Annotated in this window: 27 protein-coding genes; 13 read left to right on the plus strand and 14 right to left on the minus strand. The window is 38.8% G+C overall.

From position 1 onward, the window contains the following. Positions 1-2: 2 nt before the first annotated feature. The 3 genes from BLQ18_RS10125 to BLQ18_RS10135 all read right to left on the minus strand — a co-directional run bounded on the left by BLQ18_RS10125 (position 3) and on the right by BLQ18_RS10135 (position 2,065). Positions 3-614: an FMN-binding negative transcriptional regulator gene (locus tag BLQ18_RS10125; RefSeq protein ID WP_090295032.1), complete on the minus strand. Its 612-nt coding sequence runs from the start codon at positions 612-614 to the stop codon at positions 3-5. 144 nt (positions 615-758) lie between these two features. Beyond that, positions 759-1,517: a hypothetical protein gene (locus BLQ18_RS10130; RefSeq protein WP_090295035.1), complete on the minus strand. Its 759-nt coding sequence runs from the start codon at positions 1,515-1,517 to the stop codon at positions 759-761. 26 nt (positions 1,518-1,543) lie between these two features. Further along, positions 1,544-2,065: a nuclear transport factor 2 family protein gene (locus BLQ18_RS10135; RefSeq protein WP_090297516.1), complete on the minus strand. Its 522-nt coding sequence runs from the start codon at positions 2,063-2,065 to the stop codon at positions 1,544-1,546. Between the two features lie 568 nt (positions 2,066-2,633). Here BLQ18_RS10135 and BLQ18_RS10140 point away from each other — a divergent pair. From BLQ18_RS10140 to BLQ18_RS10175, 7 genes are all read left to right on the plus strand, one after another. Next, complete coding sequence (locus tag BLQ18_RS10140) at positions 2,634-3,254, plus strand: tetratricopeptide repeat protein (RefSeq protein WP_090295037.1); 621 nt, start codon at positions 2,634-2,636, stop codon at positions 3,252-3,254. Positions 3,255-3,260: 6 nt separating this feature from the next. After that, positions 3,261-4,589 (plus strand): 2TM domain-containing protein, encoded by a 1,329-nt coding sequence (locus BLQ18_RS10145; protein WP_090295040.1) that lies wholly within the window; start codon positions 3,261-3,263, stop codon positions 4,587-4,589. A 252-nt stretch (positions 4,590-4,841) separates the two neighbouring features. Further along, a complete protein-coding gene (locus BLQ18_RS10155; RefSeq protein ID WP_090295045.1) occupies positions 4,842-5,120 on the plus strand; it encodes a 2TM domain-containing protein in 279 nt (92 codons plus the stop codon). A gap of 2 nt (positions 5,121-5,122) precedes the next feature. Beyond that, the gene (locus BLQ18_RS10160; protein WP_245668104.1) at positions 5,123-5,467 is read left to right on the plus strand and encodes a 2TM domain-containing protein; all 345 of its coding nucleotides are present in this window, start codon (positions 5,123-5,125) and stop codon (positions 5,465-5,467) included. A 2-nt stretch (positions 5,468-5,469) separates the two neighbouring features. Further along, positions 5,470-5,775, plus strand: a complete 306-nt coding sequence (locus BLQ18_RS10165; protein ID WP_245668105.1) for a 2TM domain-containing protein — start codon at positions 5,470-5,472, stop codon at positions 5,773-5,775. Position 5,776: 1 nt separating this feature from the next. Continuing rightward, positions 5,777-6,100: a 2TM domain-containing protein gene (locus BLQ18_RS10170; RefSeq protein WP_090295049.1), complete on the plus strand. Its 324-nt coding sequence runs from the start codon at positions 5,777-5,779 to the stop codon at positions 6,098-6,100. 75 nt (positions 6,101-6,175) lie between these two features. Beyond that, a complete protein-coding gene (locus BLQ18_RS10175) occupies positions 6,176-6,931 on the plus strand; it encodes a LytR/AlgR family response regulator transcription factor (RefSeq protein WP_090295051.1) in 756 nt (251 codons plus the stop codon). An 89-nt stretch (positions 6,932-7,020) separates the two neighbouring features. Here the strand turns inward: BLQ18_RS10175 and BLQ18_RS10180 are convergent, their stop codons facing one another. Beyond that, positions 7,021-8,211, minus strand: coding sequence for an LETM1-related biofilm-associated protein (locus tag BLQ18_RS10180; RefSeq protein ID WP_090295053.1), 1,191 nt, complete (start codon positions 8,209-8,211; stop codon positions 7,021-7,023). Between the two features lie 167 nt (positions 8,212-8,378). Between BLQ18_RS10180 and BLQ18_RS10185 the strand changes: the two genes are divergently transcribed. From BLQ18_RS10185 to BLQ18_RS10195, 3 genes are all read left to right on the plus strand, one after another. Further along, positions 8,379-9,071 carry a DUF4331 family protein gene (locus BLQ18_RS10185; protein WP_090295055.1) on the plus strand — a complete coding sequence of 231 codons (693 nt, stop codon included), beginning with the start codon at positions 8,379-8,381 and terminating at the stop codon, positions 9,069-9,071. 20 nt (positions 9,072-9,091) lie between these two features. Next, on the plus strand, positions 9,092-9,820 hold the full coding sequence (locus BLQ18_RS10190; protein ID WP_090295058.1) for a DUF4331 family protein: 729 nt from the start codon (positions 9,092-9,094) through the stop codon (positions 9,818-9,820). A 69-nt stretch (positions 9,821-9,889) separates the two neighbouring features. Continuing rightward, positions 9,890-11,179, plus strand: coding sequence for a tetratricopeptide repeat protein (locus BLQ18_RS10195; protein WP_090295060.1), 1,290 nt, complete (start codon positions 9,890-9,892; stop codon positions 11,177-11,179). Positions 11,180-11,282: 103 nt separating this feature from the next. Here the strand turns inward: BLQ18_RS10195 and BLQ18_RS10200 are convergent, their stop codons facing one another. After that, positions 11,283-11,798: a mechanosensitive ion channel family protein gene (locus BLQ18_RS10200; protein WP_245668106.1), complete on the minus strand. Its 516-nt coding sequence runs from the start codon at positions 11,796-11,798 to the stop codon at positions 11,283-11,285. Between the two features lie 83 nt (positions 11,799-11,881). On the opposite strand from BLQ18_RS10200, the gene BLQ18_RS10205 reads away from it, so the two are divergent. Continuing rightward, positions 11,882-12,862, plus strand: a complete 981-nt coding sequence (locus tag BLQ18_RS10205; RefSeq protein WP_090295066.1) for a CorA family divalent cation transporter — start codon at positions 11,882-11,884, stop codon at positions 12,860-12,862. A 138-nt stretch (positions 12,863-13,000) separates the two neighbouring features. Next, complete coding sequence (locus BLQ18_RS10210) at positions 13,001-13,648, plus strand: OmpW/AlkL family protein (RefSeq protein WP_090295068.1); 648 nt, start codon at positions 13,001-13,003, stop codon at positions 13,646-13,648. A 70-nt stretch (positions 13,649-13,718) separates the two neighbouring features. Here BLQ18_RS10210 and BLQ18_RS10215 read toward each other — a convergent pair whose 3' ends face one another. The 9 genes from BLQ18_RS10215 to BLQ18_RS10255 all read right to left on the minus strand — a co-directional run bounded on the left by BLQ18_RS10215 (position 13,719) and on the right by BLQ18_RS10255 (position 21,782). After that, positions 13,719-14,519 carry an anti-sigma factor gene (locus BLQ18_RS10215; protein ID WP_090295072.1) on the minus strand — a complete coding sequence of 267 codons (801 nt, stop codon included), beginning with the start codon at positions 14,517-14,519 and terminating at the stop codon, positions 13,719-13,721. Positions 14,520-14,521: 2 nt separating this feature from the next. Then, the gene (locus BLQ18_RS10220) at positions 14,522-15,049 is read right to left on the minus strand and encodes an RNA polymerase sigma factor (RefSeq protein ID WP_090295074.1); all 528 of its coding nucleotides are present in this window, start codon (positions 15,047-15,049) and stop codon (positions 14,522-14,524) included. 39 nt (positions 15,050-15,088) lie between these two features. Further along, on the minus strand, positions 15,089-15,388 hold the full coding sequence (locus BLQ18_RS10225; RefSeq protein ID WP_090295076.1) for a GNAT family N-acetyltransferase: 300 nt from the start codon (positions 15,386-15,388) through the stop codon (positions 15,089-15,091). A gap of 6 nt (positions 15,389-15,394) precedes the next feature. Next, the gene (locus BLQ18_RS10230) at positions 15,395-15,610 is read right to left on the minus strand and encodes a (4Fe-4S)-binding protein (RefSeq protein WP_090297523.1); all 216 of its coding nucleotides are present in this window, start codon (positions 15,608-15,610) and stop codon (positions 15,395-15,397) included. Positions 15,611-15,695: 85 nt separating this feature from the next. After that, positions 15,696-16,322: a YceI family protein gene (locus BLQ18_RS10235; RefSeq protein ID WP_090295079.1), complete on the minus strand. Its 627-nt coding sequence runs from the start codon at positions 16,320-16,322 to the stop codon at positions 15,696-15,698. Between the two features lie 75 nt (positions 16,323-16,397). Then, entirely contained in the window at positions 16,398-17,090 is a 693-nt protein-coding gene (locus tag BLQ18_RS10240; RefSeq protein WP_090295081.1) for a DUF2490 domain-containing protein, read from the minus strand. Continuing rightward, positions 17,087-19,006 carry a S9 family peptidase gene (locus BLQ18_RS10245; RefSeq protein WP_090295083.1) on the minus strand — a complete coding sequence of 640 codons (1,920 nt, stop codon included), beginning with the start codon at positions 19,004-19,006 and terminating at the stop codon, positions 17,087-17,089. Before BLQ18_RS10245 ends, BLQ18_RS10240 begins: the two co-directional genes overlap by 4 nt. A gap of 110 nt (positions 19,007-19,116) precedes the next feature. Further along, complete coding sequence (locus BLQ18_RS10250; protein ID WP_090297526.1) at positions 19,117-20,373, minus strand: metal-dependent hydrolase family protein; 1,257 nt, start codon at positions 20,371-20,373, stop codon at positions 19,117-19,119. A gap of 11 nt (positions 20,374-20,384) precedes the next feature. Beyond that, positions 20,385-21,782, minus strand: coding sequence for an amidohydrolase family protein (locus BLQ18_RS10255; protein WP_090295085.1), 1,398 nt, complete (start codon positions 21,780-21,782; stop codon positions 20,385-20,387). Positions 21,783-21,881: 99 nt separating this feature from the next. Between BLQ18_RS10255 and BLQ18_RS10260 the strand changes: the two genes are divergently transcribed. Next, entirely contained in the window at positions 21,882-23,135 is a 1,254-nt protein-coding gene (locus BLQ18_RS10260; protein WP_090295086.1) for an MFS transporter, read from the plus strand. The last annotated feature ends 168 nt before the right edge of the window (positions 23,136-23,303 follow it).

Consider the following 23,303-nt stretch of genomic DNA (forward strand, 5'->3'; position numbering starts at 1 on the left):
TTTTATTCGGAACGGTCTTTCATCTGTTGTGCAATGGCTTTACTGCCTGCATCCTTCTGTTCTTGAAGCTCCGAAATGATTGCTGTATGATCTTCCTTTCGGGTTTGAGATAGTTTGTAAGTGGCTTGAATATCTGTTATCTGAATTGAAAAACCCACAACTCCTTTAACCTGTCGCATGGTTTTGGGCGACATATCATCCAAAGAGATTGGATTTTTGGCAACCTGCTCATATTTATCTACCAATCGATACATGGACTGTAGCGTTTCTTCTTCGCTCAGTACTTTTAATGTACCATAGACATGTACCGCGATATAATTCCAAGTTGGAACTTCTTCCTCTTTGTACCATGATGAGGAGACATAGGAGTGGGGACCATTAAAAATGCACAATACTTCTGCATTTTCAGTAAAGTTTTTCCATTGCGGATTCGCTTTGGCAATATGTCCCACTAAAACATCATTTCCTTCATTGTCCGTTTCCAATTCCAAAGGAATGTGTGTGCCCCATGGTTTTTGGTCAACAATATTGATCAAAATGCCAAAGCTGTTCTGCTGAAGAAAATCTTTAACCTCTTCAAGGTTTTCATTTTTATAGTGATTGGGAATGTACATGGAGTAAGAAGTATACTTTTCAGTTAAGTAATTGAAGGTTTAAAGATATTAATTAAGATTTCAAGCTTGGAAAACAATATTGTACTTTGTTGTTAAAATAGAAAAGGCCCATAATTGGGCCTTTTTCATTTATTATAGAGTTGATTAATTTGATACTTCTACCTTTCCATCAGAGCCACTGAGGTCTTTTCTAAAGACCCAGATCTCTTGCATGTCCCAACCTGTAGAATGCTCAAATTCCTTTAAAAATTGGGCGAAACTTCCAGCGCCATGCACTTCTTCATACCATTCTGGGAATTTATCCTCTCTATCCATCCAAGAGGTGTTGTCAAAGAAATCCACCCAAACAAAATCCCCATCGCCCGTGTTGGCCAATTCATTAAAATATACGCCCCATTGCTGGTTGGGATCTTTCGTCTTGAATACTTTGTAAACCTTATCCAAAACGGCCAAGAATTCTTGATACTTAAAACGTTCAATATCAAGCATAAAAAGTGATAGGTTTTTTAATTCAAAATCCCTGGTAAAATTCGAATGTAACGGATTGTTTTTCCAATAGGTAAATTGCATATCGGGCATGGCATTGGCGGCAACATTGTTGTTCCAATCTTTGGTGTGGTCTTCGGAATAGTTGTTGGTTTCCTCCATTGCGGCCCAAGAGGTGGGTCCAAGGCTCCAAACATATTTACCTGAGTTTTTGCCACTCGTTACCCAATACACGCTTACTTGTTGGTTGTCCTGAGTATGGAATTTTTTATTGTGTGCGGCCAGACCTGCTTCAAAAGCATCTATTTTATCTGGTTGTGGTGTCATCATCACATTCATGAACATTGGAGGTTGCTGGTTTCCTTGTGCACTTAATATGAATGGAATCAATATAAATGTTAAGAGTATTTTTTTCATTTCGTTTGTGATTTGTGTGTTCAATTTTATTCCATGGGCTCTGTTTCTTCTTCACCCATGTTGGCTTCTGCTTCTAATTTTTGAAGTGTCAACATTATTTCAGATGGATCCCAGTAGCCATATTCCCTCACAATTTTTCCATCAATAAATTGATAGGTTAAATGCACTGGAATTTCTACCGCTTGATCATTGGCGGCCAAGGTGCCTTGCCATTGTAGCCAGCAGTTCACCCAAGTTTCACCATCATCGGTAACCACCATTTCATATTCTTGATTGTCTTTAGCGAATCCTCGATTGGAATAATTAATGTCCGTGTTTCTGTGATAATCCATGGCCTCACTGGGCGACATGGGATTTTTATTGGTGTTGTAGTAGGTTTTTGAAGTGTCGGCGTACATGGCCGTATCAAAAAGTTTACTGTTGTAGTTGGCAATCAAGTTTTTCACTGTGTCAATTTCAGGGGAATCCTGAGTGTACCTTACGGGAGCGTTTTGGCAGCCACTGATTATAAGTGCAGCCACTGTGCAGAGCAGAATGATTTTTTTCATTGTCTTCATTTTTGTTGATTATATATTGGTTAACCATACCTAAGAAAAGGTGCAGTTTTGGCAAATGAAAAAGGAATCAATCGGGGCAATCACCAAGACAATTTTTCATAGGATCAACATGAAAAATCTTTGGATGTGAAATTTGGGAGTACAACTTGCTATTTAACCACTTAAAAGAATTTATGGTGCAAGTAAGGTTCTATCCAATTAAATGGATAAAGTCGAAAATGTGCAGGGTGAAATCTATGTGAATTCGACTCTACTAAATATAATAAAAAACTGTGAATGAGGTACTTAAAATGTTAAATTAATTTGGTTCCTGTAAGAAATTAAAGTAGTCTGCAATCACTTTTCTTACAGTTTTAATGTCATTTTACCCAAATGGATCGAAAACATACTTCAAAGTCGTTGTTAGTTAGTCAACAATTTATGTAACGGTAAACAACCTTACAATCCATCCCCTAATAATTACAGTTCGGTTATTCTTCTTTTTGAACATAACCCATTCGAATCATATTTGTGGCATCAATAATCAACGCTAAAATACTAGCCAATAAAAACGACAGTCATGAAAAAACTATTTGTATTACTAATGTGTTTGGGAACAACGGCAATATTTGCCCAAGATCGATACTCCAAGGGTATGGATAAAGCCTTTGAACTTTGGAAAGAGCAAAAGTTTGTGGATGCATCCAACCTGTTTGAGCGAATTGCAACTGCAGAACCAGATAATTGGTTACCGTATTATTATGTTTCCCAAATCAACACCGTGATTTCTTTTGGGGAGAAAGATGAAGAAAAATTGAGCAAGCAATTGGCCAAAGCAAAAGAGTTTATCGATGTGGCCAACGCCATTTCACCGAACAATCCCGAAATACTCATTCAAGAAGCTTTGATCAATACAGCTTGGATAGCTTTTGATGGAGCAACATACGGGATGACCATGTCCATGAAAAACACCCAACTGTACCAAAAAGCAATGGAGTTGGCACCTAATAACCCAAGGGTTATATTTTCCAAAGCAGAATGGGATATGGGTTCGGCCAGGTACTTTGGAAAGGATACCGCACCCTACTGCAAAGATGTGGAAAAGGCCTTGGAACTTTTTGCTACCTTTAAATCCGATACTCCCTTTTATCCAAGTTGGGGGAAAGAACGTGCTGAACAAGTATTGGCCAGCTGTAAATAAGTCTAAATGAAAACATTTTTTAAAGAGCTTATAAAGGCATTTTTAGTGGGGATCGCTATTTACGTAGTGTTCCTCATTATTTTCTATGTAAAGGGCTGGAACCTTACCATGAACGAACTTTTAACCGAGTTCTGGGAAAGCATGGTGTATTCTGTGGTCATTTACTTATGTAATGCTGTCATATTTATTGTATTGATGGGTAAATACAAAAAGCAGCTCTTCACAAAAAAGTATTTGCTTTATGGGATTTTGGGCAATATTGGCGCATCCCTCATAGGTATTTTTATCGCTCGTGTAATTTCAAAAGTTTTCTTGGAGGGCATTGCTTTTACTGATTTTTTATTGCAAGAACATCCCCAATATTATGTGAGCGCGTTTTTGATTTCAATGGCGGTCACCGTTCTTTTTTATGCGGGATATTATTATAAATACTACAAAGAGAAACAGGTTAAGGAGCAAAAAATTATCGCTGGTTCTGCATCTGCCCGTTTTGATGCTTTAAAAAACCAGCTCGATCCCCATTTTTTGTTCAACAGCCTTAATGTATTGACCAGTTTAATTGACGAAGACCCGCACCAGGCGCAAAACTTTACCACATCGCTTTCAAAAGTATATCGATATGTTTTGGAGCAAAAGAACAAGGATTTGGTTACTGTAGATGAAGAACTGAAGTTCGCCAGAACCTATGTTCGATTGCTAAAAATGCGTTTTGAGGACAGCATTATTTTCGAAATTCCTGAAAATTGTTCGCAGCCTGAGGCCAAAATAGTGCCACTTTCCCTTCAATTGCTTTTGGAAAATGCTGTAAAGCATAATGTGGTAACTTCCTCCCGACCATTGCATATTAAGGTGTATGAGGAAGGTTCCAATTTGGTGGTGAGCAATAACCTGCAAGAAAAACAGGTGGTGAAGAAGAGTAGTGGAGTTGGGTTGCAAAACATAAAGCAACGCTATCAAATTTTGACCGACCGCGAAGTCATTATCAATAAAACATCCACCGATTTTAGTGTAACGTTGCCCATGCTTACCCAGCAATACTCCATTGTGGAAACCCAGGAAACACACATTGAAGAAAAACGCTACGCGAAGGCTAAGGAGCGTGTTAAGGGCATTAAGGACTTCTATGGTAATTTAATGGCTTATTGCATCGTTATTCCATTTTTATGGTGGTTAAACTTTAGGACCACTGATTTTCTCTGGGCATTTTTTCCAACTTTAGGTTGGGGCTTTGGATTGTTGGCGCACGGAATGGAGGCATTCGGTTATAATCCTTTGTGGGGCAAAAGATGGGAGGAGCGCAAAATCCGCGAACTCATGGAAAAGGAAGACTTTTAAATTCAGTTATCAGTTATCAGTTATCAGTTATCAGTTATCAGTTATCAGCTATCAGCTATCAGCTATCAGTTATCGGTTGTCAGTTGTCAGAATTCTGACTTCATTTACCTTCAACCTTCAACCTTCAACCCTCAACCCATCCACCTTTCAACAACTCATCCATCAAAATCAACAGTTCGCGAATCTACTTTTCATTTCTTGCCAGCATCTGTCGACATTTGGATTATAATTAAAATCTAAAAACGAACAGTCATGGAAAACTTTAACAACAACCGATACGAAAGAGCCAAAGAACGTGTAGAATGCATGAAATCTTTTTACATGAACTTGACAGCCTATGTGCTAGTGATTTCTCTTTTGGCTTTTATCAACTATAGAACTACAAGCTTTGCTTGGGTACTGTTCCCAGCTTTGGGATGGGGAATGGGACTTATTGGACATTGGATGTCAGCATTTGGTAACAATCCAATTTTAGGTAAGGATTGGGAGCGTAGAAAAATCGAAGAATTAATGAACAACAAAGAATTTTAATAATGAGTATTTTTAACTACTCCGCACAACCATTACACCGCACCATGGAAAATTTTGATAAAGAAAGCAAGTACTTAAGAGCCAAAGAAAGAGTGGGCGAGCTTAAAAAATTCTACGGAAATTTAACCTCCTATGTCTTGGTAATTTCAGGTTTGGCAGCCATTAATTATTACAGCAACCAATTTGATTATATGTGGTTTTTATGGGCCGCATTTGGTTGGGGCATCGGTTTATTTTTTCACGCGTTGCGCACCTTCGATCTTATACCGTTTTTTGGAAAACAATGGGAAAATCGAAAAATCAGGGAATTTATGGATGAGGATGAGAGTAACAATAAATGGAAATAATCATGGAAGAGTCTAAAAACACAAAATATCAAAGAGCTAAAAAGCGCGTGGAAGAAATCAAAGGGTTTTATATCCATGCAGCTGTATATACTGTGATCAATGCTTTTATTTTACTCAATATTTACCTGCAAACGGATAATTTTTGGAAATGGCCCCACTTTATCACCTTATTTGCTTGGGGAATTGGTTTGTTCTTTCATGGATCCAAAGTTTTCGGGTTCAACCCTTTTTTAAGCAAGGATTGGGAAGAAAAGCAAATCCAAAAGTTTATGGAAGAGGATAAAGAAGAAATGAAAAAGTACAAATAAGATGAATACTAAAAACAAGAATCTAGAAGCAGCCAAAAAGCGAGTAAAAGAACTTCAAGGCTATTATAGGCATATTTTAATATTTGTACTGGTCAATGGTTTTTTATTGCTTTTACAGAGCGGTGTGCTTTTTAAAGTATTGCCAGATTGGTTTCCCACCGAGACCTATTATTATGATTGGGTCAATAGCAATATTCTTTTTTGGGGTTTGATATTGGTTGTGCATACCTTGTTGGTTTTTCGTCATAAATTTCCATTTTTGAAGAAGTGGGAGGAAAGACAGATTCAAAAATATATGCAAGAGGATGAGGAGAAGTGGAGATGAAAAGGTCTTGTTTGGAGAAAAATAGCATACCAACTTTTAATATAAAATCAACCAAAAACACTTAATCAAAAACCTATGAACGTACTCATCATCGAAGATGAAAAACCAGCCGCCAGAAGGTTGGGAAGATTGCTCTCCGATCAAGAAATTGAGGTCTCAAATATGCTCCATTCCGTAGAGGAATCCATCGAGTGGTTTCAGAATAATCCGCACCCTGATTTGATCTTTTTGGATATCCAATTATCGGATGGACTTTCGTTCGAAATTTTTGATGCGGTTGAGGTGAAAAGTGCCATTATTTTTACCACGGCTTATGACGAATATGCCCTCCAAGCATTCAAGCTAAATAGCATCGATTATTTGTTAAAACCGATCGATGAGGAAGAGCTCGAAAGTGCGGTAAAAAAGTACCGAAATTTTAAGCCTGAAAACCGTAAAATCCCAGTGGATTTTAACGACATAAAAAACCTATTGGTGAACCCCTTGGAGCGGGAGTTTAAAAAACGATTTACCGCTAAGGTTGGGCAGCACATTAAAATTATAAATGCCGATGAGGTTGAATGTTTTTACAGTGAGAACAAGGGTACATATGCGGCAACTTCCGACGGAAGAAATTATTTATTGGAAACCACTTTGGAGCAGTTGGAAGAGGAACTCTCGCCTCAAACATTTTTTAGGGTAAGTCGCAAGTTTTATGTGAACATCAATCACATAGCTGACATCATTTCATACACTAATTCAAGGCTTCAAATCAAATTTGTACACTTTAAAGACCATGAGGTGATTGTGAGCAGGGAGCGTGTAAAGGACTTTAAGTTATGGTTGGAGTAGGTTAATTTAAAAAACTGATTACTAGTATTTAAAATAAATAAAAAAGCCACTATAAATTTTATTTATAGTGGCTTTTTTGGCTAGTTTTATTACTTTTCGTCTATTCTGTTGTCATCAAAAGCCGAGGGTAGCAATTTAGGAATTAATTTAATGAAAATAGGTAAAAGAACGGCTCCACCTGGTAACATAAAAATGGCCAATGAAGGAATGCTTTTGAAAATATCCAGTAATTGGTTCTGTACTTTTTTGCGTTCTTCAAGGCTCAAATCTTTGACGGTTGACTTGGATAAAAGAGCTACTAATTCCTTACTTTCCACCAATTCTTTTTTAAGTCTTTTGCTATTTCTAAGGATGAGTTTACTCACATTTTTGGACATGCCATCGTAGAATTGGGCGGCCAAATTTTTGTTGTCTAAGTAGGCTATTTTGTCCTTGTTTTCTTCAAAGAAATCCTTCACAAAATTCAACTCAAATTCCACCTCTTTTTTGGTCTTTCCAAGACTGTTTCCAAGGGTAAAAATATAGTCCATTTCAGAGTAGTCAAAAACCTTATCTTCCCATAAAGTCAAACAGGCCATATCCAAAAAATATTGCTGTTCAAATGGAGTGAAATTTTCATTCAAAAGTTCCGAATAATTCTCATCCAAATTCTCTAAATCGAGGTCCACATACGTTAAAGAAGAAGCCAAAAGTTGAATGAGTTTTGCATCCGTTTCGTGGGTCTCTTTTGCATTGAGTGCATGGTATACAATGTTGATGGTAACATACTCCAAAAGTTGTGCATGCGACATCATATTTTTGTTGTCCTGCAGGTACATCATAAAGATGAGTACATCTACATAAAGAAGGGAATTTGTCAAGCTGTTTCCGAAAGCTCTACTAAAAGTATTGTCACTTAAATAGATCCTGGAATCAATCAATTTTTCGAGTTGCGATTCCGTTTTGCTTCCACTCAAAATTTTACTCAAGAATGAAATTCTTCCAACTTCCAAAGATTGGTAATAGGCAAAAACAGTGTTTACAAAATCATTGAAATCTGTATTTCCTGTTTCAAAAGTATAGGTGTAATAAAGTGCGGTTAGCAGGTTGATTTTGGCAATTTCATCTTCACTTAAGGTAATGTCAACTTCCAAAAATGATGGAATGCTCAAATGCACTCCATAGATAAAACCACTCTTTTTAAGTTGTTGGTACAGGCTATTAAAGTCCTCAATTTTTGAAGACTCTTGCATGGCAAGATGACCAAATTTATTGATCCAACCAGAAGCGGATGGGTTCATTTATAAAATTTAATAAGCCAAAGTAAAACAAAATATGCGACTTAATCAGAATGAAATTGTTGTTACTAGTTCAATGAATTGTTAAGATAATTTTAACATTTAAAAACCAAACCCACCCTTAAAAGGTTCCGTAGGTAGAGGTGAAGCAAACTTTAAAAACAAGTAAAATGAAAAAAACAAGAAACTATTTATTAGCTGTAAGCAGTTTGGTGATTGGAGCTTTGGTTTTTGTATCCGCAGACCACATTGATGCGCCTTCTTCTGCTGGAACCACAGCAGATATTGCCGATTTCTATGCATTTGAACCCACCGAAGGTTCGGACAATACGGTCTTTGTTGTGGATTTGCAATCCAATGTGTTGCCCGATTTGGCCTATGGTACGTTTGATGAGGATGTACTAACTGAAATCAATATTGATCTGGATGGTGATTTGGTCGAGGACCAAGTAATTCAAGCCATTGTCAAAGATGGTAGAATGTACTTTTTTGGCCCCGTAGCCCCTACTCAGGCTGGATTGAGCAGTCAAGTGTACACCGATGCCGCCTTGGGTGATGTGGAAATATCAGATAGTTCTGCCATTGTAGAGACCACATCTAGCGGGGTATCGTTGTTTGCAGGACCACGACAAGACCCTTTCTTTTTCGATTTTTTCCAGTTCAATGCGGTGATTTCACCTGAGTTGGATTCAGCTCCAGGCGGATTTTTGCCACCTGAAGAGGCAGCAGATACCTTCGATGGTGCCAATACCATGTCCATAGTTGTTGAAATTCCGAACAGTATGTTGGGAACACCTACAGCAACCAATGCATTGGGACTTTCGGTGTATAAGACATGGGTGACCACAAATAGAAAACAATAAGAAATTAAAATAGTAAGACGATGAAACTAAGACAATCAATATACTTTACCGCTTTGATTTTAGCCTTTGGATTGGCTGTAAGTTGTAGCGATGACGATAATGGAACCATGTCCTATATGGATGATGATATGATGAGCGATGACATGATGGATGATGATATGTCCGTGGACTTTACTGGAACTTTTATGCAAGTAGACCATTTGGGTCGCCCAGGTATCAATACCACATTAAGTGTGGATATGGAAGGAGAGGCAAGCATAAAAGACGCCCATAACACTACAATTCCTTCTGAAATGGTGGCCACTTTTCAAACTGGATTTCAGGCAAGATTGGAGCAATATCACGATGTATATGCTTTGAAATTAGGTTTGGATCCAGCCGATGTGAATTATGAAAACAATATTTTAGGATTGGATGCGGCAACCTTAACTACAGTTTTGGCAGCAGACGTCTTGGAAGTTGCCCCAGATGTACCTACAACATATTTTAATCCAGGAACCGATTTTGATAATGATGGACGCATTTTAGTGCCAGATGGTGATGAGGTGGCCCTTACTGGCAGACATCCCAATGATGATATTATTGATGTTTCCCTGATTTTATTTTTTGGTGGAATGGAAGGTACCCGCTTTAGCGGTCAAGATTTAGATGATGATGGAATGGCCGATTTACCTAGGCTTACTTCCGATGGTGTTGCGGTAACAGCAGATATTTCCGCCATGTTCCCCTATTTGGGAGCCCCCGAGTAATTGCTATGAAAGGGAAGAGGGGGGAGGAAACCTTCCTTCCCCTTTTTTTTATCTAAAAACAACAACAATATGAAAACAACAATAGTAAAACTAATTCCAATTTTTATCACACTGATTTTTAGTTCATGTGATACAAGTGAGTCAACATTTAAAACAAACCAAGAGGATTACGAACCTTATTTGGCTACCAAAACCGTAAAAACAACTTCCAAATATTTTGAGCTTTGGAACAGTAAAATTAAACCCGACAGCTTGCAACTACTAAGTTTGGGCAATGTTGCCAGTGAATACAATCGGTTTTTTAAATCAACTGGGGATGTTCAATATTTAAAAAAGGCAGAGGAATGCCTGCAAAGAGCTGTTGAAATAGCTACGGTTGGCAAATCTGGTTACTTACGTGCCTTGGCAAGAAACTATATTTCCCAACATCGATTTAAGGAAGCCTTGGTCTTGGCAAAAGAAGCACGAGAATTGGGCAGTGGCCTAAACGAAACCCAAAGCTTACTTTTTGATCTGCATATGGAATTGGGAGATTATACTTTGGCCAATCAATATTTGGACAGCATAAAAAACCTCTCCGATTTTGGGTATTTAATTAGAGTGGCAAAATGGAACGATCATAAAGGCGACTTGGATACGGCCATCCAATTTATGGAGAAGGCCAAACAAAAGGCTGAATCTTCAAACAATCAAGGTTTAAAGCAGTGGTCTTATACCAATTTAGCTGACTTTTATGGTCATGCAGGTCGGATTTCAGATTCATACAACATGTACCTTCAAGCCTTAAAAATTGACCCACAAAATGCATATGCCAAAAAAGGAATTGCTTGGATTGTATATTCCCATGAAAGAAATGGAGAAGAGGCACTTCGAATTTTGGATGAAGTAATGCAAAATCATGAAGCACCTGAAAACTACCTTTTGCAAGCTGAAATAGCTTCTTATTTGAATAAGGACATTTTACAACTTCAGGCATTGGACGATTACTTCAAAAAAACAAATAGTAGTAACGATTATGGAAGTATGTACAATGCATACAATGTAGATTTTTATATAAATGCTGATATAAAAAACAGAGCTTACCAATTGGCTCAAGAGGAAGTACGAAACAGGCCAACACCCGAATCGTATAGTTTATTGGCTTATAGCCTACTGCATTTGGGTAAAGAAGAAAAGGCAATGGAGCTTATTGATGCACATGTGGCGAATGCCACTTTTGAACCAGCATTGTTACAAATGGCTGCAGAAATTTATAAGGCCAATGGCAAAACAGAAAAAGTAAGCAAATTGAAAAAGGAATTATTGGAAGCTACCTTCGAGCTTGGCCCAGTTAAGGAAGCTACGATAGCTGCCCTTTAAGGGTGAAATAAAGAAAGCAAGTGTTGAGGTTTGTGTAACCTCAGGTTGGTTGTTGTTTTAGGTACGCCATGGTGTTAAGCCATGGCGTTTTTATATAAGCCAATTAGGTATTTTCAATTTCTGGCTTATCCTCTTTTAAGATTTCAATACCCTTTTGAATCACTAAGTTGGTGGGAATAGTGATGCGTCTTCCGTCATCGGTTCGCATAAACAAATAAAACCCACTGATGTCTTCCACTTTTCCTGTCCAGTCAAAATCTTTATCCATCACACGGATTCGATCACCCAAACGTAAGGGATGGCTAAAAAATAGAATGACACTGGCCGTTAAATTGGATAAAAGCGACCATTGCGCCACAAATCCAACACCTAAAATAGCGAGCACCGAAGAAAGGAACAGCGAGAATTCTTTTAGGTTCACGCCCCAAATCAAGCTAATGCCTACAAAAGCCAAGATGTAATACAAAAGGTTACTCAGATAGAAAATTATTTTTCTACTGTTCATGTCAATAGCACTAGTCTTGCCGAATTTCCGAATGGCTCTCTTGCTTAGGGAACTTAGAGTGAAAATCACAACGAGCATAATTACGGTGAGTAATAACTCCGTTTTAAAAGACATTGGGTCTATCATGCGATTGTTCTTGTAAATTTGATTTAACTTATAGTTCTAAACTACGAATAAACCACTTCATATATTTAACTATGAATACAGATTTTGAAGAAAATTCATGGGCGATCAATTATTCGCCTGACAACTATTATAATAGAAAATTTTCCCTCCAAGACGACCTGTTGCTTTCTAAGGGTGATAAATCCATTACCTGGGTAAACACCTATGGTTTGGATTATATGGAAGAGTTCCGCCAGATGGTGAATGGCAATGAATTGGACGATTTTTTACTTCGATTGCTGCTCAATCAAAAATTGGGAAATAAGGTGATTCATTTGGAAGAACAGCTATTTGTGGCTGCCCGAATCTTAAAGACCGAGCATGACAGCATGGAATCAGAGCAAATGTATTTTGTAGTGGCCAAGGATTTTATTTGGTGCATTCAGGAAAAAAGAGGGGATCATTTTGATTGGATTAGGGAACGTATTTTCGAAAACAAGGGCATCATTCGAAAAAAGCGAGCGGATTACCTGCTCTTTTTCATACTGGAAACCTTGATCAATAATTATAAGGATAAGTATGAAGATAGTATTGAAATGGAAAACGCCTTGGATGCTATTGTAAAAAAAGAACCCACCCCAGAATTTATGTTCGAAGTAGAGCAGAAAAAGGCCATTTTACAAGACTTTAAAAAGGCCTCCCAAGGATTGAGGGACATTGTTGTAAAATTGGAGCGAGTGCAATTAAAAGGTTTTCACAATGCTTATTTCAGTGAATTGCGGGAACAAATTAATGGGTTGATTACCGATATCGATTCGGATATTATGGAGTTGGAAAGCCAAATCAATTTGTTTTTTAGTGTACAGGGCCATCGTTTGAACGAGGTCATGAAAACCCTTACCATTTTTTCCGTTGTGTTTATTCCCTTGACATTTTTGGCTGGAATCTATGGCATGAACTTCGAAAATATGCCCGAGCTCAAAACACAATACGGCTATTTTATTTTACTAGGGGTCATGTTGGTGGTGACCGTTGTATCCATTATCATTTTTAAACGCAAAAAATGGTTTTAAGCTATTTAGTTCGAGTTTATAGGTGAAAAATATTGTCTTGGTTAGTCCATTGCAAATCCATTTCCAATGATAAACATCATAATATTGGAAAAAGCGTGAGTTTAGATTTGTCTCATCATTTTAAAAATATCACAAAAGATGAGAAAACAAATACTAGTAGCAGTAATGGCTTTAATGGGAATGTTCAACTTGGTAACAGCACAAGATACACCCGCAGACAATGGAGGTAAATGGCAATTTAGATTGCGCGGAATTGTGGTTTCGCCCGACGAAAGTGCCGATATTGAGGCCATTGGTGGCGATGTGGATATTTCCACTTCGGTAGTTCCCGAATTTGACATTACCTACTTTTTTGATGATAATTGGTCCATGGAGTTGATTCTTGGAACCACCAAACACGATGTGAAAGCTGTTGAAACTGCAGCTGGCGATATCGACTTGGGGCATGTGTGGCTTTTGCCTCCAACGTTAACTGGACAATACCATTTTACGGGTGGAAACCTTGTTCCTTATGTGGGAGCTGGGGTAAACTTGACCTTGTTTTACGGGGTTGATGAAGGACCTGTAGCCGATGATGTGGAGTACGATACTGCAGTGGGCTTTGCGCTTCAGGGGGGATTTGATTATATGTTGAATGATAAATGGTTCATCAACTTTGATGTGAAAAAGTTGTTTTTGAACACTACAGCAACCGTTGATGCAACAACAGCTTTGGGAGCAACCGTAGATGCCGATGTGGACATTAATCCTTGGATTTTTGGATTTGGCGTTGGTTTAAAATTGTAATGTTAAGATTGTTTATAGTTATTTAAGTTCGAAAAAAGCAGTTGAGGTTTTCTTGACTGCTTTTTTGTTTTTAGGAGCCAACTGCACCTAAGGTATACAATTGTTCCAAGGTCGGACTCTCACTACCTCCTTCAGGCTCCAAAGTAATACCAAAAGCTTCCGATTCGTTGGCATTATCCAAAGTAAATAATTTGGAGTCCATCGCGGCGAAATCGGCAAGCAACCCAATACTGGTTGGGGTAAGAGGATCTAATTTTAAGGACCAAACTTGATAGGTGAACCCATCAGGAGGTTCTGGTAGCCCCTGTGCATCAATGATCACTTTGCTTTCTTCTTTGTTCCAATACGCCTTGGCGTATGAAGTTGGTGAAACGGCTTGTCCACCTAGGGCAATCACGGTTACGTTTTTATCTCTTAATTGTTGAAGTAGGTTTTCTTTTATCGAAATTTCTTCTTGGGTGTCGGATAAAATATTTTGAAGACCTTGATTTTCTTGATTGGTCAATTCAATTTCTGATTTCAGTTTGGAGTTTTCGCTATACATCCAAAACAATCCAACTGCCAATAAAATAGATGCCGCCCATCCCAAATAAGTGCTCCATGACGATGTATCTTTTCTTTTTGTAGCTTCTGGAGTGAAAGGAATAACATCTTCAATTTCCGCCTTAATTTTAGCAAAGCTATTTTTTGGCATTTTTGGCGAAGCTGTTTTTGTAAGTGCCAGAATAGCCTTTTCTATGGCCTCAATTTCCTGCTGTATTTCAGGATATTGTAGGGCATAATGTTGAACTTCCAAGTTTTCTTCAGGTGATAGTGTTCCTGCAACGTAGAGTTCCAATATTCCAGACGCTATGTATTCTTTCACATCCATGCTTATGCCATATTTTTTCTAATCGTTGAAATACAGCTTCTAATTCTAGTTTTAATCGTGCCAACAGGGGCATTCAATTCTTTTGCAGCTTCTTTTTGTGTATATCCTTTAAAATATAGTAGGTCTATTAGTTTTATGCATTTGTCTTTTAGTCCCTTTAAAAGGGATTGAAGACCAATGGTGTCCATTTTACCGTTTAAATCTTCACTATTTTCATAAATACCTACGAGAGAATCTACCGAGAGGTTCTTTTTTTGATTTTTATGCGTTTTGGAGCGCACTTCATCAATGGCCGCATTTCTTGCAATATTTAGAATCCAAGTAAAAAATCGACCCTTTGAAGTATCATATTGGTCTGACTTCTCCCAGATTTTCACAAAAACATCTTGACACAGTTCTTCAGATCGCTCTGCATCTTTTACAATCACATTGATGACCCCACAAATATTTTCAGCATACATCGTATACAAGGTCTCGAAGGCGGCCTTATCCTTTTGCTGAAATTTTATAATGAGGTTGTCCAATTGCATAAGCTTCGGCTTAAAGATATAAAAGTTGAACTAGAAAGTTTAACCGATGTTTATGCCTTTTAAAACCAAAGCTTTCCATTCTGGGTGTCGTTTGATGTACATGGCTACAAACGGACAAAGTGGTACGAGCGTTAAATCTTGCTCTTTAATGTATTCCAAGGTTTGTTTGATCAAACAGGATCCAATGCCTTTCCCTTCATAGGCAGTGGGTACTTCGGTGTGGGTGAGATAAATTCTCTCTTGGGCAAGGATGTATTCAATTTTCGCGATACCATCTTCCAAGTTAAATTGAAATTGTTTGCCTTCAACCTGGTTGATGAGTTTATAGGTGTTGTCCATCCACAATTATTTTTCTTCGGAATAACTTAGTGCTCCCGAAGGACATTTGGAAATTTGGTTTTTTAGCTCCTCACTGGACGCATTTTCCGCCTTTATCCAAGGTCTTTCTTTTGGGTTGTACACTTGGGGCAGCATTTTCACACAGATACCTGCATGTTCGCATAATTCAGGTTTCCAAATAACTTTTACTTCCCCGTTTGAATATGTTTTTGTTGTCCCCATAATTTTCCAGTTTATTAGGTTTAAGATAAAAAAAAGAGCCGCAATTGCGGCTCTTTTCATACTTAAATAAATTTTGAGAGGTCTTTTATTTTTGCTCTAGAAGCACGGAACCTTCAATAGCTACGTCTTCCCAAGTTTTGCTGACACCATCAGCACCTGTATGCAAAATTTCGCATGCTTTGTTCAATGAAGCCAAAGCATCCAATGCGTCCCATTGTTTCAAATCCATCACGCCTGAGAAATTCACGTGATTGTCCGCAGTGATTTCATAATCCATCGGTAAATCGGTGGAAACGCCGTTCATCGTCAATTTTACAGTACTCTTATTGTTCCCTGCTACAGAAAATGTTCCAGTAATAGTTTGGGTTTCGGCCATTTTTTGGAAGAAAAACTCAATAATTTTTGGATCTCTAGTTCCAGTAGCATCATTGGTGAAAAGACTGCTCACTGGAATGGTAAATTGAAGTCCGTTCAAAGTTTCTTCTGGCGTGGTTCCTGCAGTGTATTTAAGGTCCACTTCCTGAAAAGTTCCTCCAACGGGAACTTTATCGGTTGTTTTGTAAGCAGTGAACTTTACATTAGTGGAGTCTTCCACAATGCTGTACATTGCCGCAACGGTTTCTTCTTTCTTTTCTTCTTCTTTTTTAGCTTGTTTGCAACTAAAGGCGGTAACCAATACCAACCCTAATGCAACTATTGTTATTTTTTTCATTAAAAAAATCTTTTTTAGATTGACCACTAAGTTAGGTATTATACCAACTGCGGTCAATTATTTTGCCTGTGTATTTTAAGGTTTCTTTTTTTTGAACAAACTGCTTAAATCTGGATTGTAAAAAACAGCGAATTGCAATCGGTCGTAAACGGCATTGCTGAATTGGTTGCGTAAATACCCGATTTGAATATTGCTATTTTCGGTAATGTTCACACCAACAGCACCATAAAGCCTGTTCTGTCCGAACAGATCATCTTGAAGATTGATGAACAATTCATCATAAAAATTCAAGAAAAAAGTATCGGTAAGGGGCAAAGTCATTTGAATGCGATATCGTGCACGGTGCTGGGTGTCTTTTACACCATCCAAATCCAAAAATCGTTGCTCCAGTCGGTATCGGTGCTCAAATAGGAGCTCCCATACCTTATTCTTAAGAATAAACTGTTCAAAAATCCGATGCTCTATTAGGTTAATGTCAAAATCACCGTCATAAAAGGTATTATCGGTATCAATATACCCATAACCTGCGGTGGCAATCGCTTCTGGACTGATGTGATAATTCAGCCCAGTACGCAACAACAATTGGTTGAAATTGCTAGTGGTTTCATACAATCGAAATTGAGCTTCGGTGTGTACACTTAGGCGCTTTGAAACCTTATTGGTGCCAAAATACATGTACCAAGCACCCAATTCATCCTCACCAGGTTGTTGAGCGTTGACGGTTAATAATCCAAATAATAGAAATAAGGCTGTTAGGTTTTTGATCATTTACTTTCTTCTTTAATAGGGGTACTCTTTTCTTCTTTTAAGTACTCGTCCAAAAATTCCAAAATCTTACTATATGCAGTAATTTGATTCTCCTTTTTCACAAAGCCATGTCCTTCGTCTTCGAAAAGTACATACTCCACAGGAACCCCATTTTTACGAACTCCAGCCACAATTTCATCAGATTCGGCCTGTAAAACACGTGGGTCTTGAGAACCTTGCAGTACAATCAATGGTTTGGTTACTTTGTCCGTATGGAAAAGTGGAGAAATTTGCTTCAAGCGAACTGAATCGGCACTGTAAGGGTCGCCCAATTCTTTGTAAAGGGCATCCTTAAAGGATTCCCACCATGGCGGAATACTTTTAAGGGTTCTGATCCAGTTGGTTACTCCAAAAAGGTTCACTCCCACATCAAATTCTTCAGGGGCATAGGTCAGGGCGGCCATTGTCATGTACCCGCCATAAGATCCTCCAAGGATTCCGATTTTCTCCCCATCAATTTCAGGTTGTTGGGCCAACCAATTTTTACCTTCCACACAATCCTTAAGATCTTTGTCCCCATGGTTGAGGTCATCCATTTGATAAAAAGTTTTTCCATAACCGCTACTTCCGCGATTGTTCACCGCTAAAACAGCATAACCGTGGTTTACCAAATATTGGATAAAGGAACTAAAGTTCTGACGGGATTGTCCGCCTGGTCCACCGTGTACCCAAACCAATGCTGGAACAGGATTTTCTGCACTTGCCTGATGTGGTGTGTAGTAAATGGCGGGAATTTCCAATCCATCAAAGGATTTATAACGAACCACTTCTGCCTTTACCAAATCCTGACCTTGAATCTCGGGATTCAATACATCGGTGAGCTGTTTTTGTTCTTTGGTCTCCACATTGTAAACAAATAGGTTGGAGGGGGAGTGTGATCCACCCGCGTAAAAACGCATCATGGTTTCATCATCCGAAAAACTCACACTGGTAATTTCCATATTTTCCACGGTAGGCAAATCGATGTTGGCTCCCGAGGCTACATCCATTACCTCGATGGTGTTTTTTGCATCTTCGTTGATGTAAGTGACTTGGTAGGTGCCATTTTGGGTAAAATAGCTGCCAGAAATATCCCAATCACGCTCCATTGCTTTTTCATAGCTGTCATCGGCCAAAGTATATTTCATCAAATAAGAAAACTCACTGCCGTCATCTGTGGTGAAGTACAAGGCCGAACCATCTGGAGCAAAATCCTGTGGATAATTGGCACTTTGAGTTTTGTTGATTTGCTTCAATTCGTTGTTCTCCAAATCAAATAAGAACAAATCGCTATCGTTGGTGTTAATGGATTTGCTTAATGAAACATATTTTTCATCAGGAGAAACAACACCAAGGTCATAACCATCATCATTTTGATACACCAAAATAGGGGTCAAGGTTTCCAAATCCATTTTATAAAGGTCCATGAACCTACTATCCCGTTTGTTGGAACTGTAGAAAAATGCGCTTTTATCTTTTGACCATTGGTTGAACAACGAGCGGGCGCCTTCTTCAGGAGTCAAATCCTTATGGCTGCCATCCGTGTCACGAACAAATATGTGATAGATTTCATCCCCATTATTGTCCATGCGGAACAACATACGCTCATCTTTTGGAAAATAAGAAATGGCAAACACAGAGGAACTGTCCGATTGTGTAATGGGCATCATTTCACCGCCTGAAGTGGGAATGGTGTACATGTTGTAAATGCCCGAACGGTTGCTCGAAATCAATAGTTTGGTTTTGTCTGGGGAGAAACTCCCTCCTCCAATCGCTTCGTTGTCCATCATTTGGGCGATGGTATAAGACTTCATCGTTTCGGCGATGGAAGGCTCCTTTTTTTCTTCTTTACATGCCCAGAAACTTGTAATCAAGGCAAGGACCAATAATTTTTTCATCTGAAATTTATTTTAGGTTAGTGGTTGTTTAGTTTGATATATCCCTTAAAGATACCAAAAACGTGTGCCTTAATTCTAAAAGAGGTGATGAAATGGAATTGAAAATTGAGTTATTCACTCTTATAAATAACCCCATTTTTCATTACAAATTTGACATTTTTCATGTTGGAAATGTCCTGCACAGGATTGCCAACTACAGCAATGATATCTGCCAAATAGCCATTTTGAATCATCCCTAATTCTTCAAAATGTAGCACTCTTGCATTTAACGAAGTTGCCGATTGCAAAGCTTTAAGGGGTTCCATGCCGTACTCGACCATCAATTCCAATTCCCGATAATTTTCTCCATGGGTAAAAACACCAACGTCGCCTCCAAAAACAATATCTACTCCAGATTCCAAAGCCAGTTTAAAAGATTTCTTTTTTTGGGCCACACGATTTGGATCAGGATCTTTTCCCTTTTGCCAACCTTGATATTGCGAAATGGATTCAACAGCAGCCAGTGTAGGGCAGAAGGCCACATTATTTTCTTTCATCATCTTGAAGATTTCCAGAGTGCCTTCATGTCCATGTTCGATAGTTTCCACTCCACCCAAAATGGCGCGTCGCATGCCTTCGGGTGTACTGGCATGGGCCACAACGTAGCGTCCAGCGGTGGTTGCTGCGGCGACCATAGCATTGATTTCTTCCTGTAAAAAAGTAGGTCGGGAAGGTTCACCTGATCCCCAGCGGTAATCGGCATAAATTTTAATAAGATTGGCACCATTTCCCATTTGGGTTCGAACTTCTTTAATCGCTTCATCTACTCCCGTTACAGGAACAGCACCCAAGGGCACCGTAACCCCATCGTGAAATCCTTTAGGGCCATAGGCACCAGTGGCAACTATGGCTGGCCCCGCCATTAAGGTTCTTGGCCCAGGAATTATGCCGTTATCAATGGTCTTTTTAAGGTACACATCGGTATATCCAGCGCCTTCGGAACCCAAATCGCGCATAGCAGTGACTCCAGCCATTAAAGAGTTTTTGGCATGAACCACCCCTCGAACTGCTCTTTCGGTAGGGGACTCCTTTAAGACTTGATCGTTCCACTCGGTTTCATTGTAGGGATGCAACAATAAATGGGAATGCCCTTCAATGATTCCAGGCATAAGTGTCATGCCTGTTAACTCTTGTTTTGTGTAAGTATTGGCTTTTTTTAAACCGTTCACTGGACCAGCATAAGTGATACGATTTTGGTCCACGGCAACCACCCAATCTTTATTCATTTCTACCCCATCAAAAACACGATCAGGAATGAGTAAGGTTTGTGCTTGTAAACTATTTAAACCTAGCGCTAGGATGAAAAGGAGGTAATATTTTGGTTTCATATTGAGATGCATTATTCAAGAATGGCGTTGTTCAATAATTCTTGTAGTTGTTTTTTGGAAAATACTTGGGTTCCCTTGATGACCTTAAATATCTTTTCGGTGTTTTCAATGTTTTCAAGCGGATTGGCCTCCAAAATCACCAAATCGGACACTTTTCCTTTGGAAATATTTCCATAACCGTCAGTTTGTCCAAGAAATTTAGCCCCATTTACGGTAGAAGTTCTAAGTGCATTTAAGGGCGAAATACCATTTTCTACCATGGCTTGCAATTCTTTGTGCAACGAAATACCAGGGTAAGTGTAGGAGTTGAATGCACCGCTATCCGATCCAGCCAACAATTGCACGCCTGCACTGTCGAGCGACTTGGCCAATTCACCAAAAAACGCATCCAATTGTTTGCGGTTTGTACGTGCCTCTTCGGATGAATTTAAGGCTGATCTAATCCTACCTTGATAAGTCTGAATCAACCCACTGCCCATATATTTAAGGTATTCATCGGTACTGTGATCCATTTCATCCAAATAACTCAAGGTCTCTCCAATGTGAAGTGTGGGCACCACAAAAACATTATGCTCTTTTAATTTGGTAAAAGTGGCGTTCGCCGTGCTTTCGGAGTAGCCAGACATTAATTCGGGCATGGCACCCCAAAATCCCATTTCACCATTGTTCATTTTGTCCGTCACCTCTTTTTCGTTACTGGCGCACCCTTTCATTATATAATATAGGTGTTCAATACCATCCATTCCAGCATTTATGGTTTCATCCAACGTAACTGTAAAGGGCATGTGGCCAGAAACGGTAAATCCACGTTTTTTGGCTTCTTCAATTGATTTGATATAGTTTTTAGGAGAAATTCTACTGTCATAAATCTTGACGAAATCCACTTTCAAGGCTTGCAATGAGTCCACAGCTTTTATCACATCCGCCTCGTTTTCAACCTCAAGGGAGCCTGCCCAGCTACCATTTGGACCATCAATCTTAGGTCCTGCGGTGAAAATGGTCGGTCCAACCAATTTTTCATCCGCAATTTGACTTTTCCAATCCATTACCTCCTTGGTGAGGTCTCCGCCAGCATCCCGAACGGTGGTAATACCATTGGCAATGAACAATTTCAAGAAATTCTTATTGTTGGGAATTAAAGTGTCGCCACCCCGCAAGTGAATGTGATTGTCCCAAAACCCAGGCAATACGTATTTTCCAGTCGCATCTATTGTGGAATCGGCTTTAAAAATATTGCTATCTACGGCTTCAATTTTTCCTTTGGATATGTAGATGTTCTTTACAGCAACACTTCCGTTTTCAAGGTCAATTATATTGGCGTTGGTAATGGCAAGGTCATAAGTTGTTGAGGGTTCCGATTTACCACTCAAAATGAGAAGAAATAGGGATAAAAATAGAAGTCGGTTCATCGAGGGTTGTTTATGAAGCATTAAAGATACCTGAAATTTTATTTGGGTGCTTTTTGGGTTTCTCCTCTTTTTTGAAGATTTTTAGCAAAAACCAATTCTTTGAAAGCTACCAAACTTAGTTGGGTCTATTTACTGTTGTTGATTCTTTCAGGTGAGGCCATTTTTATTCTACCTTTTGTTTTACCTCGTGTTTTTAGACCTACGGTGCTCGATGTTTTGGAGTTGGATAATGTGCAGCTCGGGCTTTGTTTTTCGGTATACGGATTGGTGGCCATGGTTTCTTATGTGATCGGGGGACCTTTGGCAGACAAATACCCTCCTCGAAAATTGATTGCCATTGCTTTATGGATGACAGCTTTGGGTGGTTTTTTGTTTGCGCAATACCCTGATTTGATCACCCTGCAAATATTGTATGGTTGGTGGGGCTTCACTACAATTTTTCTGTTTTGGGCGCCTATGATCAAGGCGACCCGAATTTGGGGTGGTGCCGATTCTCAAGGAAAAGCTTTTGGTTTTTTGGATGGCGGACGTGGACTTACAGGATTTCTTTTTAGCCTATTGGGAGTAGTTGTATTTTCGTTCTTTTTGCATGAATCGCCAGAAATTGCCAGTCTTGAAGACAGGAAAGAGGCATTTACCTATGTCCTTTATTCTTCATCCATCATCATTATTTTGATTGGAGTTTTGGTTTGGCTTTTTATGAAAACCAATGATGAATCTGATTCAACAACATTGGAGCGCATCTCTTGGAAAGAAATGAAAGAGGTTTTGAAATCACCCTCGGTTTGGTTGTTGATGGTGATAATCCTTTGTGGATACGTAGGCTATAAAATCACCGATATTATTTCGCAATATGCAGAAGAAGTAATGCTGTATAATCAAGTGGATGCCGCAAAAGTGGGAACCTTACTTCAATTTCTAAGGCCTACAACAGGCATTCTTTTTGGATTGATTGCCGACAGATTAAAGATTACTTGGCTTTTGGTCGTGGCTTTCGTTTTGACATTGATTGGAGGGCTACTTTTTGCCAGTGGAATTATAGCTCCGACTACCACTATTTTGTTTTTTATGTCAGTTGTGGTCATTGCGGCAGGAGTATATGCTACGAGGGCCCTTTATTTTGGTGTGATGCAGGTCGGTAAAATCCCATTGACCTTGACTGGTACTGCCGTTGGACTTATTTCTTTAATTGGATATACCCCTGATGTATTTGCGGGACCTGCATATGGTATGTTATTGGATGCCCATCCAGGTGAAGAAATTGGTCATCAACATGTGTTTTGGATGTTGAGCGCCTTTGCCTTCCTTGGAGGAATAGCTGCTTTTATTTATCACAGAAAATACGGAAAGTAATTTTTTGGTTTTTAATAATGGCTTGAAAAATAATGACCTAAATGTTGTTTGGATGCCATTTTATGTAATTCACAGGGTTATTTTTTCATTTTGAGACAATAGAGGACCGATTTCAACAAAATAGTAATTATATTACCGCACAATTAACTATTCTGTAAAATTTAAAAC

Source organism: Flagellimonas zhangzhouensis (assembly GCF_900102925.1).
Lineage (GTDB): Bacteria > Bacteroidota > Bacteroidia > Flavobacteriales > Flavobacteriaceae > Flagellimonas > Flagellimonas zhangzhouensis.

Bases quoted from the DNA above. Each gene is read 5' to 3' on its own strand.
- BLQ18_RS10125 (WP_090295032.1), bottom strand. From the start codon at position 614: ATGTACATTCCCAATCACTATAAAAATGAAAACCTTGAAGAGGTTAAA.
- BLQ18_RS10130 (WP_090295035.1), bottom strand. From the start codon at position 1,517: ATGAAAAAAATACTCTTAACATTTATATTGATTCCATTCATATTAAGT.
- BLQ18_RS10135 (WP_090297516.1), bottom strand. From the start codon at position 2,065: ATGAAAAAAATCATTCTGCTCTGCACAGTGGCTGCACTTATAATCAGT.
- BLQ18_RS10140 (WP_090295037.1), top strand. From the start codon at position 2,634: ATGAAAAAACTATTTGTATTACTAATGTGTTTGGGAACAACGGCAATA.
- BLQ18_RS10145 (WP_090295040.1), top strand. From the start codon at position 3,261: ATGAAAACATTTTTTAAAGAGCTTATAAAGGCATTTTTAGTGGGGATC.
- BLQ18_RS10155 (WP_090295045.1), top strand. From the start codon at position 4,842: ATGGAAAACTTTAACAACAACCGATACGAAAGAGCCAAAGAACGTGTA.
- BLQ18_RS10160 (WP_245668104.1), top strand. From the start codon at position 5,123: ATGAGTATTTTTAACTACTCCGCACAACCATTACACCGCACCATGGAA.
- BLQ18_RS10165 (WP_245668105.1), top strand. From the start codon at position 5,470: ATGGAAGAGTCTAAAAACACAAAATATCAAAGAGCTAAAAAGCGCGTG.
- BLQ18_RS10170 (WP_090295049.1), top strand. From the start codon at position 5,777: ATGAATACTAAAAACAAGAATCTAGAAGCAGCCAAAAAGCGAGTAAAA.
- BLQ18_RS10175 (WP_090295051.1), top strand. From the start codon at position 6,176: ATGAACGTACTCATCATCGAAGATGAAAAACCAGCCGCCAGAAGGTTG.
- BLQ18_RS10180 (WP_090295053.1), bottom strand. From the start codon at position 8,211: ATGAACCCATCCGCTTCTGGTTGGATCAATAAATTTGGTCATCTTGCC.
- BLQ18_RS10185 (WP_090295055.1), top strand. From the start codon at position 8,379: ATGAAAAAAACAAGAAACTATTTATTAGCTGTAAGCAGTTTGGTGATT.
- BLQ18_RS10190 (WP_090295058.1), top strand. From the start codon at position 9,092: ATGAAACTAAGACAATCAATATACTTTACCGCTTTGATTTTAGCCTTT.
- BLQ18_RS10195 (WP_090295060.1), top strand. From the start codon at position 9,890: ATGAAAACAACAATAGTAAAACTAATTCCAATTTTTATCACACTGATT.
- BLQ18_RS10200 (WP_245668106.1), bottom strand. From the start codon at position 11,798: ATGTCTTTTAAAACGGAGTTATTACTCACCGTAATTATGCTCGTTGTG.
- BLQ18_RS10205 (WP_090295066.1), top strand. From the start codon at position 11,882: ATGAATACAGATTTTGAAGAAAATTCATGGGCGATCAATTATTCGCCT.
- BLQ18_RS10210 (WP_090295068.1), top strand. From the start codon at position 13,001: ATGAGAAAACAAATACTAGTAGCAGTAATGGCTTTAATGGGAATGTTC.
- BLQ18_RS10215 (WP_090295072.1), bottom strand. From the start codon at position 14,519: ATGGATGTGAAAGAATACATAGCGTCTGGAATATTGGAACTCTACGTT.
- BLQ18_RS10220 (WP_090295074.1), bottom strand. From the start codon at position 15,049: ATGCAATTGGACAACCTCATTATAAAATTTCAGCAAAAGGATAAGGCC.
- BLQ18_RS10225 (WP_090295076.1), bottom strand. From the start codon at position 15,388: ATGGACAACACCTATAAACTCATCAACCAGGTTGAAGGCAAACAATTT.
- BLQ18_RS10230 (WP_090297523.1), bottom strand. From the start codon at position 15,610: ATGGGGACAACAAAAACATATTCAAACGGGGAAGTAAAAGTTATTTGG.
- BLQ18_RS10235 (WP_090295079.1), bottom strand. From the start codon at position 16,322: ATGAAAAAAATAACAATAGTTGCATTAGGGTTGGTATTGGTTACCGCC.
- BLQ18_RS10240 (WP_090295081.1), bottom strand. From the start codon at position 17,090: ATGATCAAAAACCTAACAGCCTTATTTCTATTATTTGGATTATTAACC.
- BLQ18_RS10245 (WP_090295083.1), bottom strand. From the start codon at position 19,006: ATGAAAAAATTATTGGTCCTTGCCTTGATTACAAGTTTCTGGGCATGT.
- BLQ18_RS10250 (WP_090297526.1), bottom strand. From the start codon at position 20,373: ATGAAACCAAAATATTACCTCCTTTTCATCCTAGCGCTAGGTTTAAAT.
- BLQ18_RS10255 (WP_090295085.1), bottom strand. From the start codon at position 21,782: ATGAACCGACTTCTATTTTTATCCCTATTTCTTCTCATTTTGAGTGGT.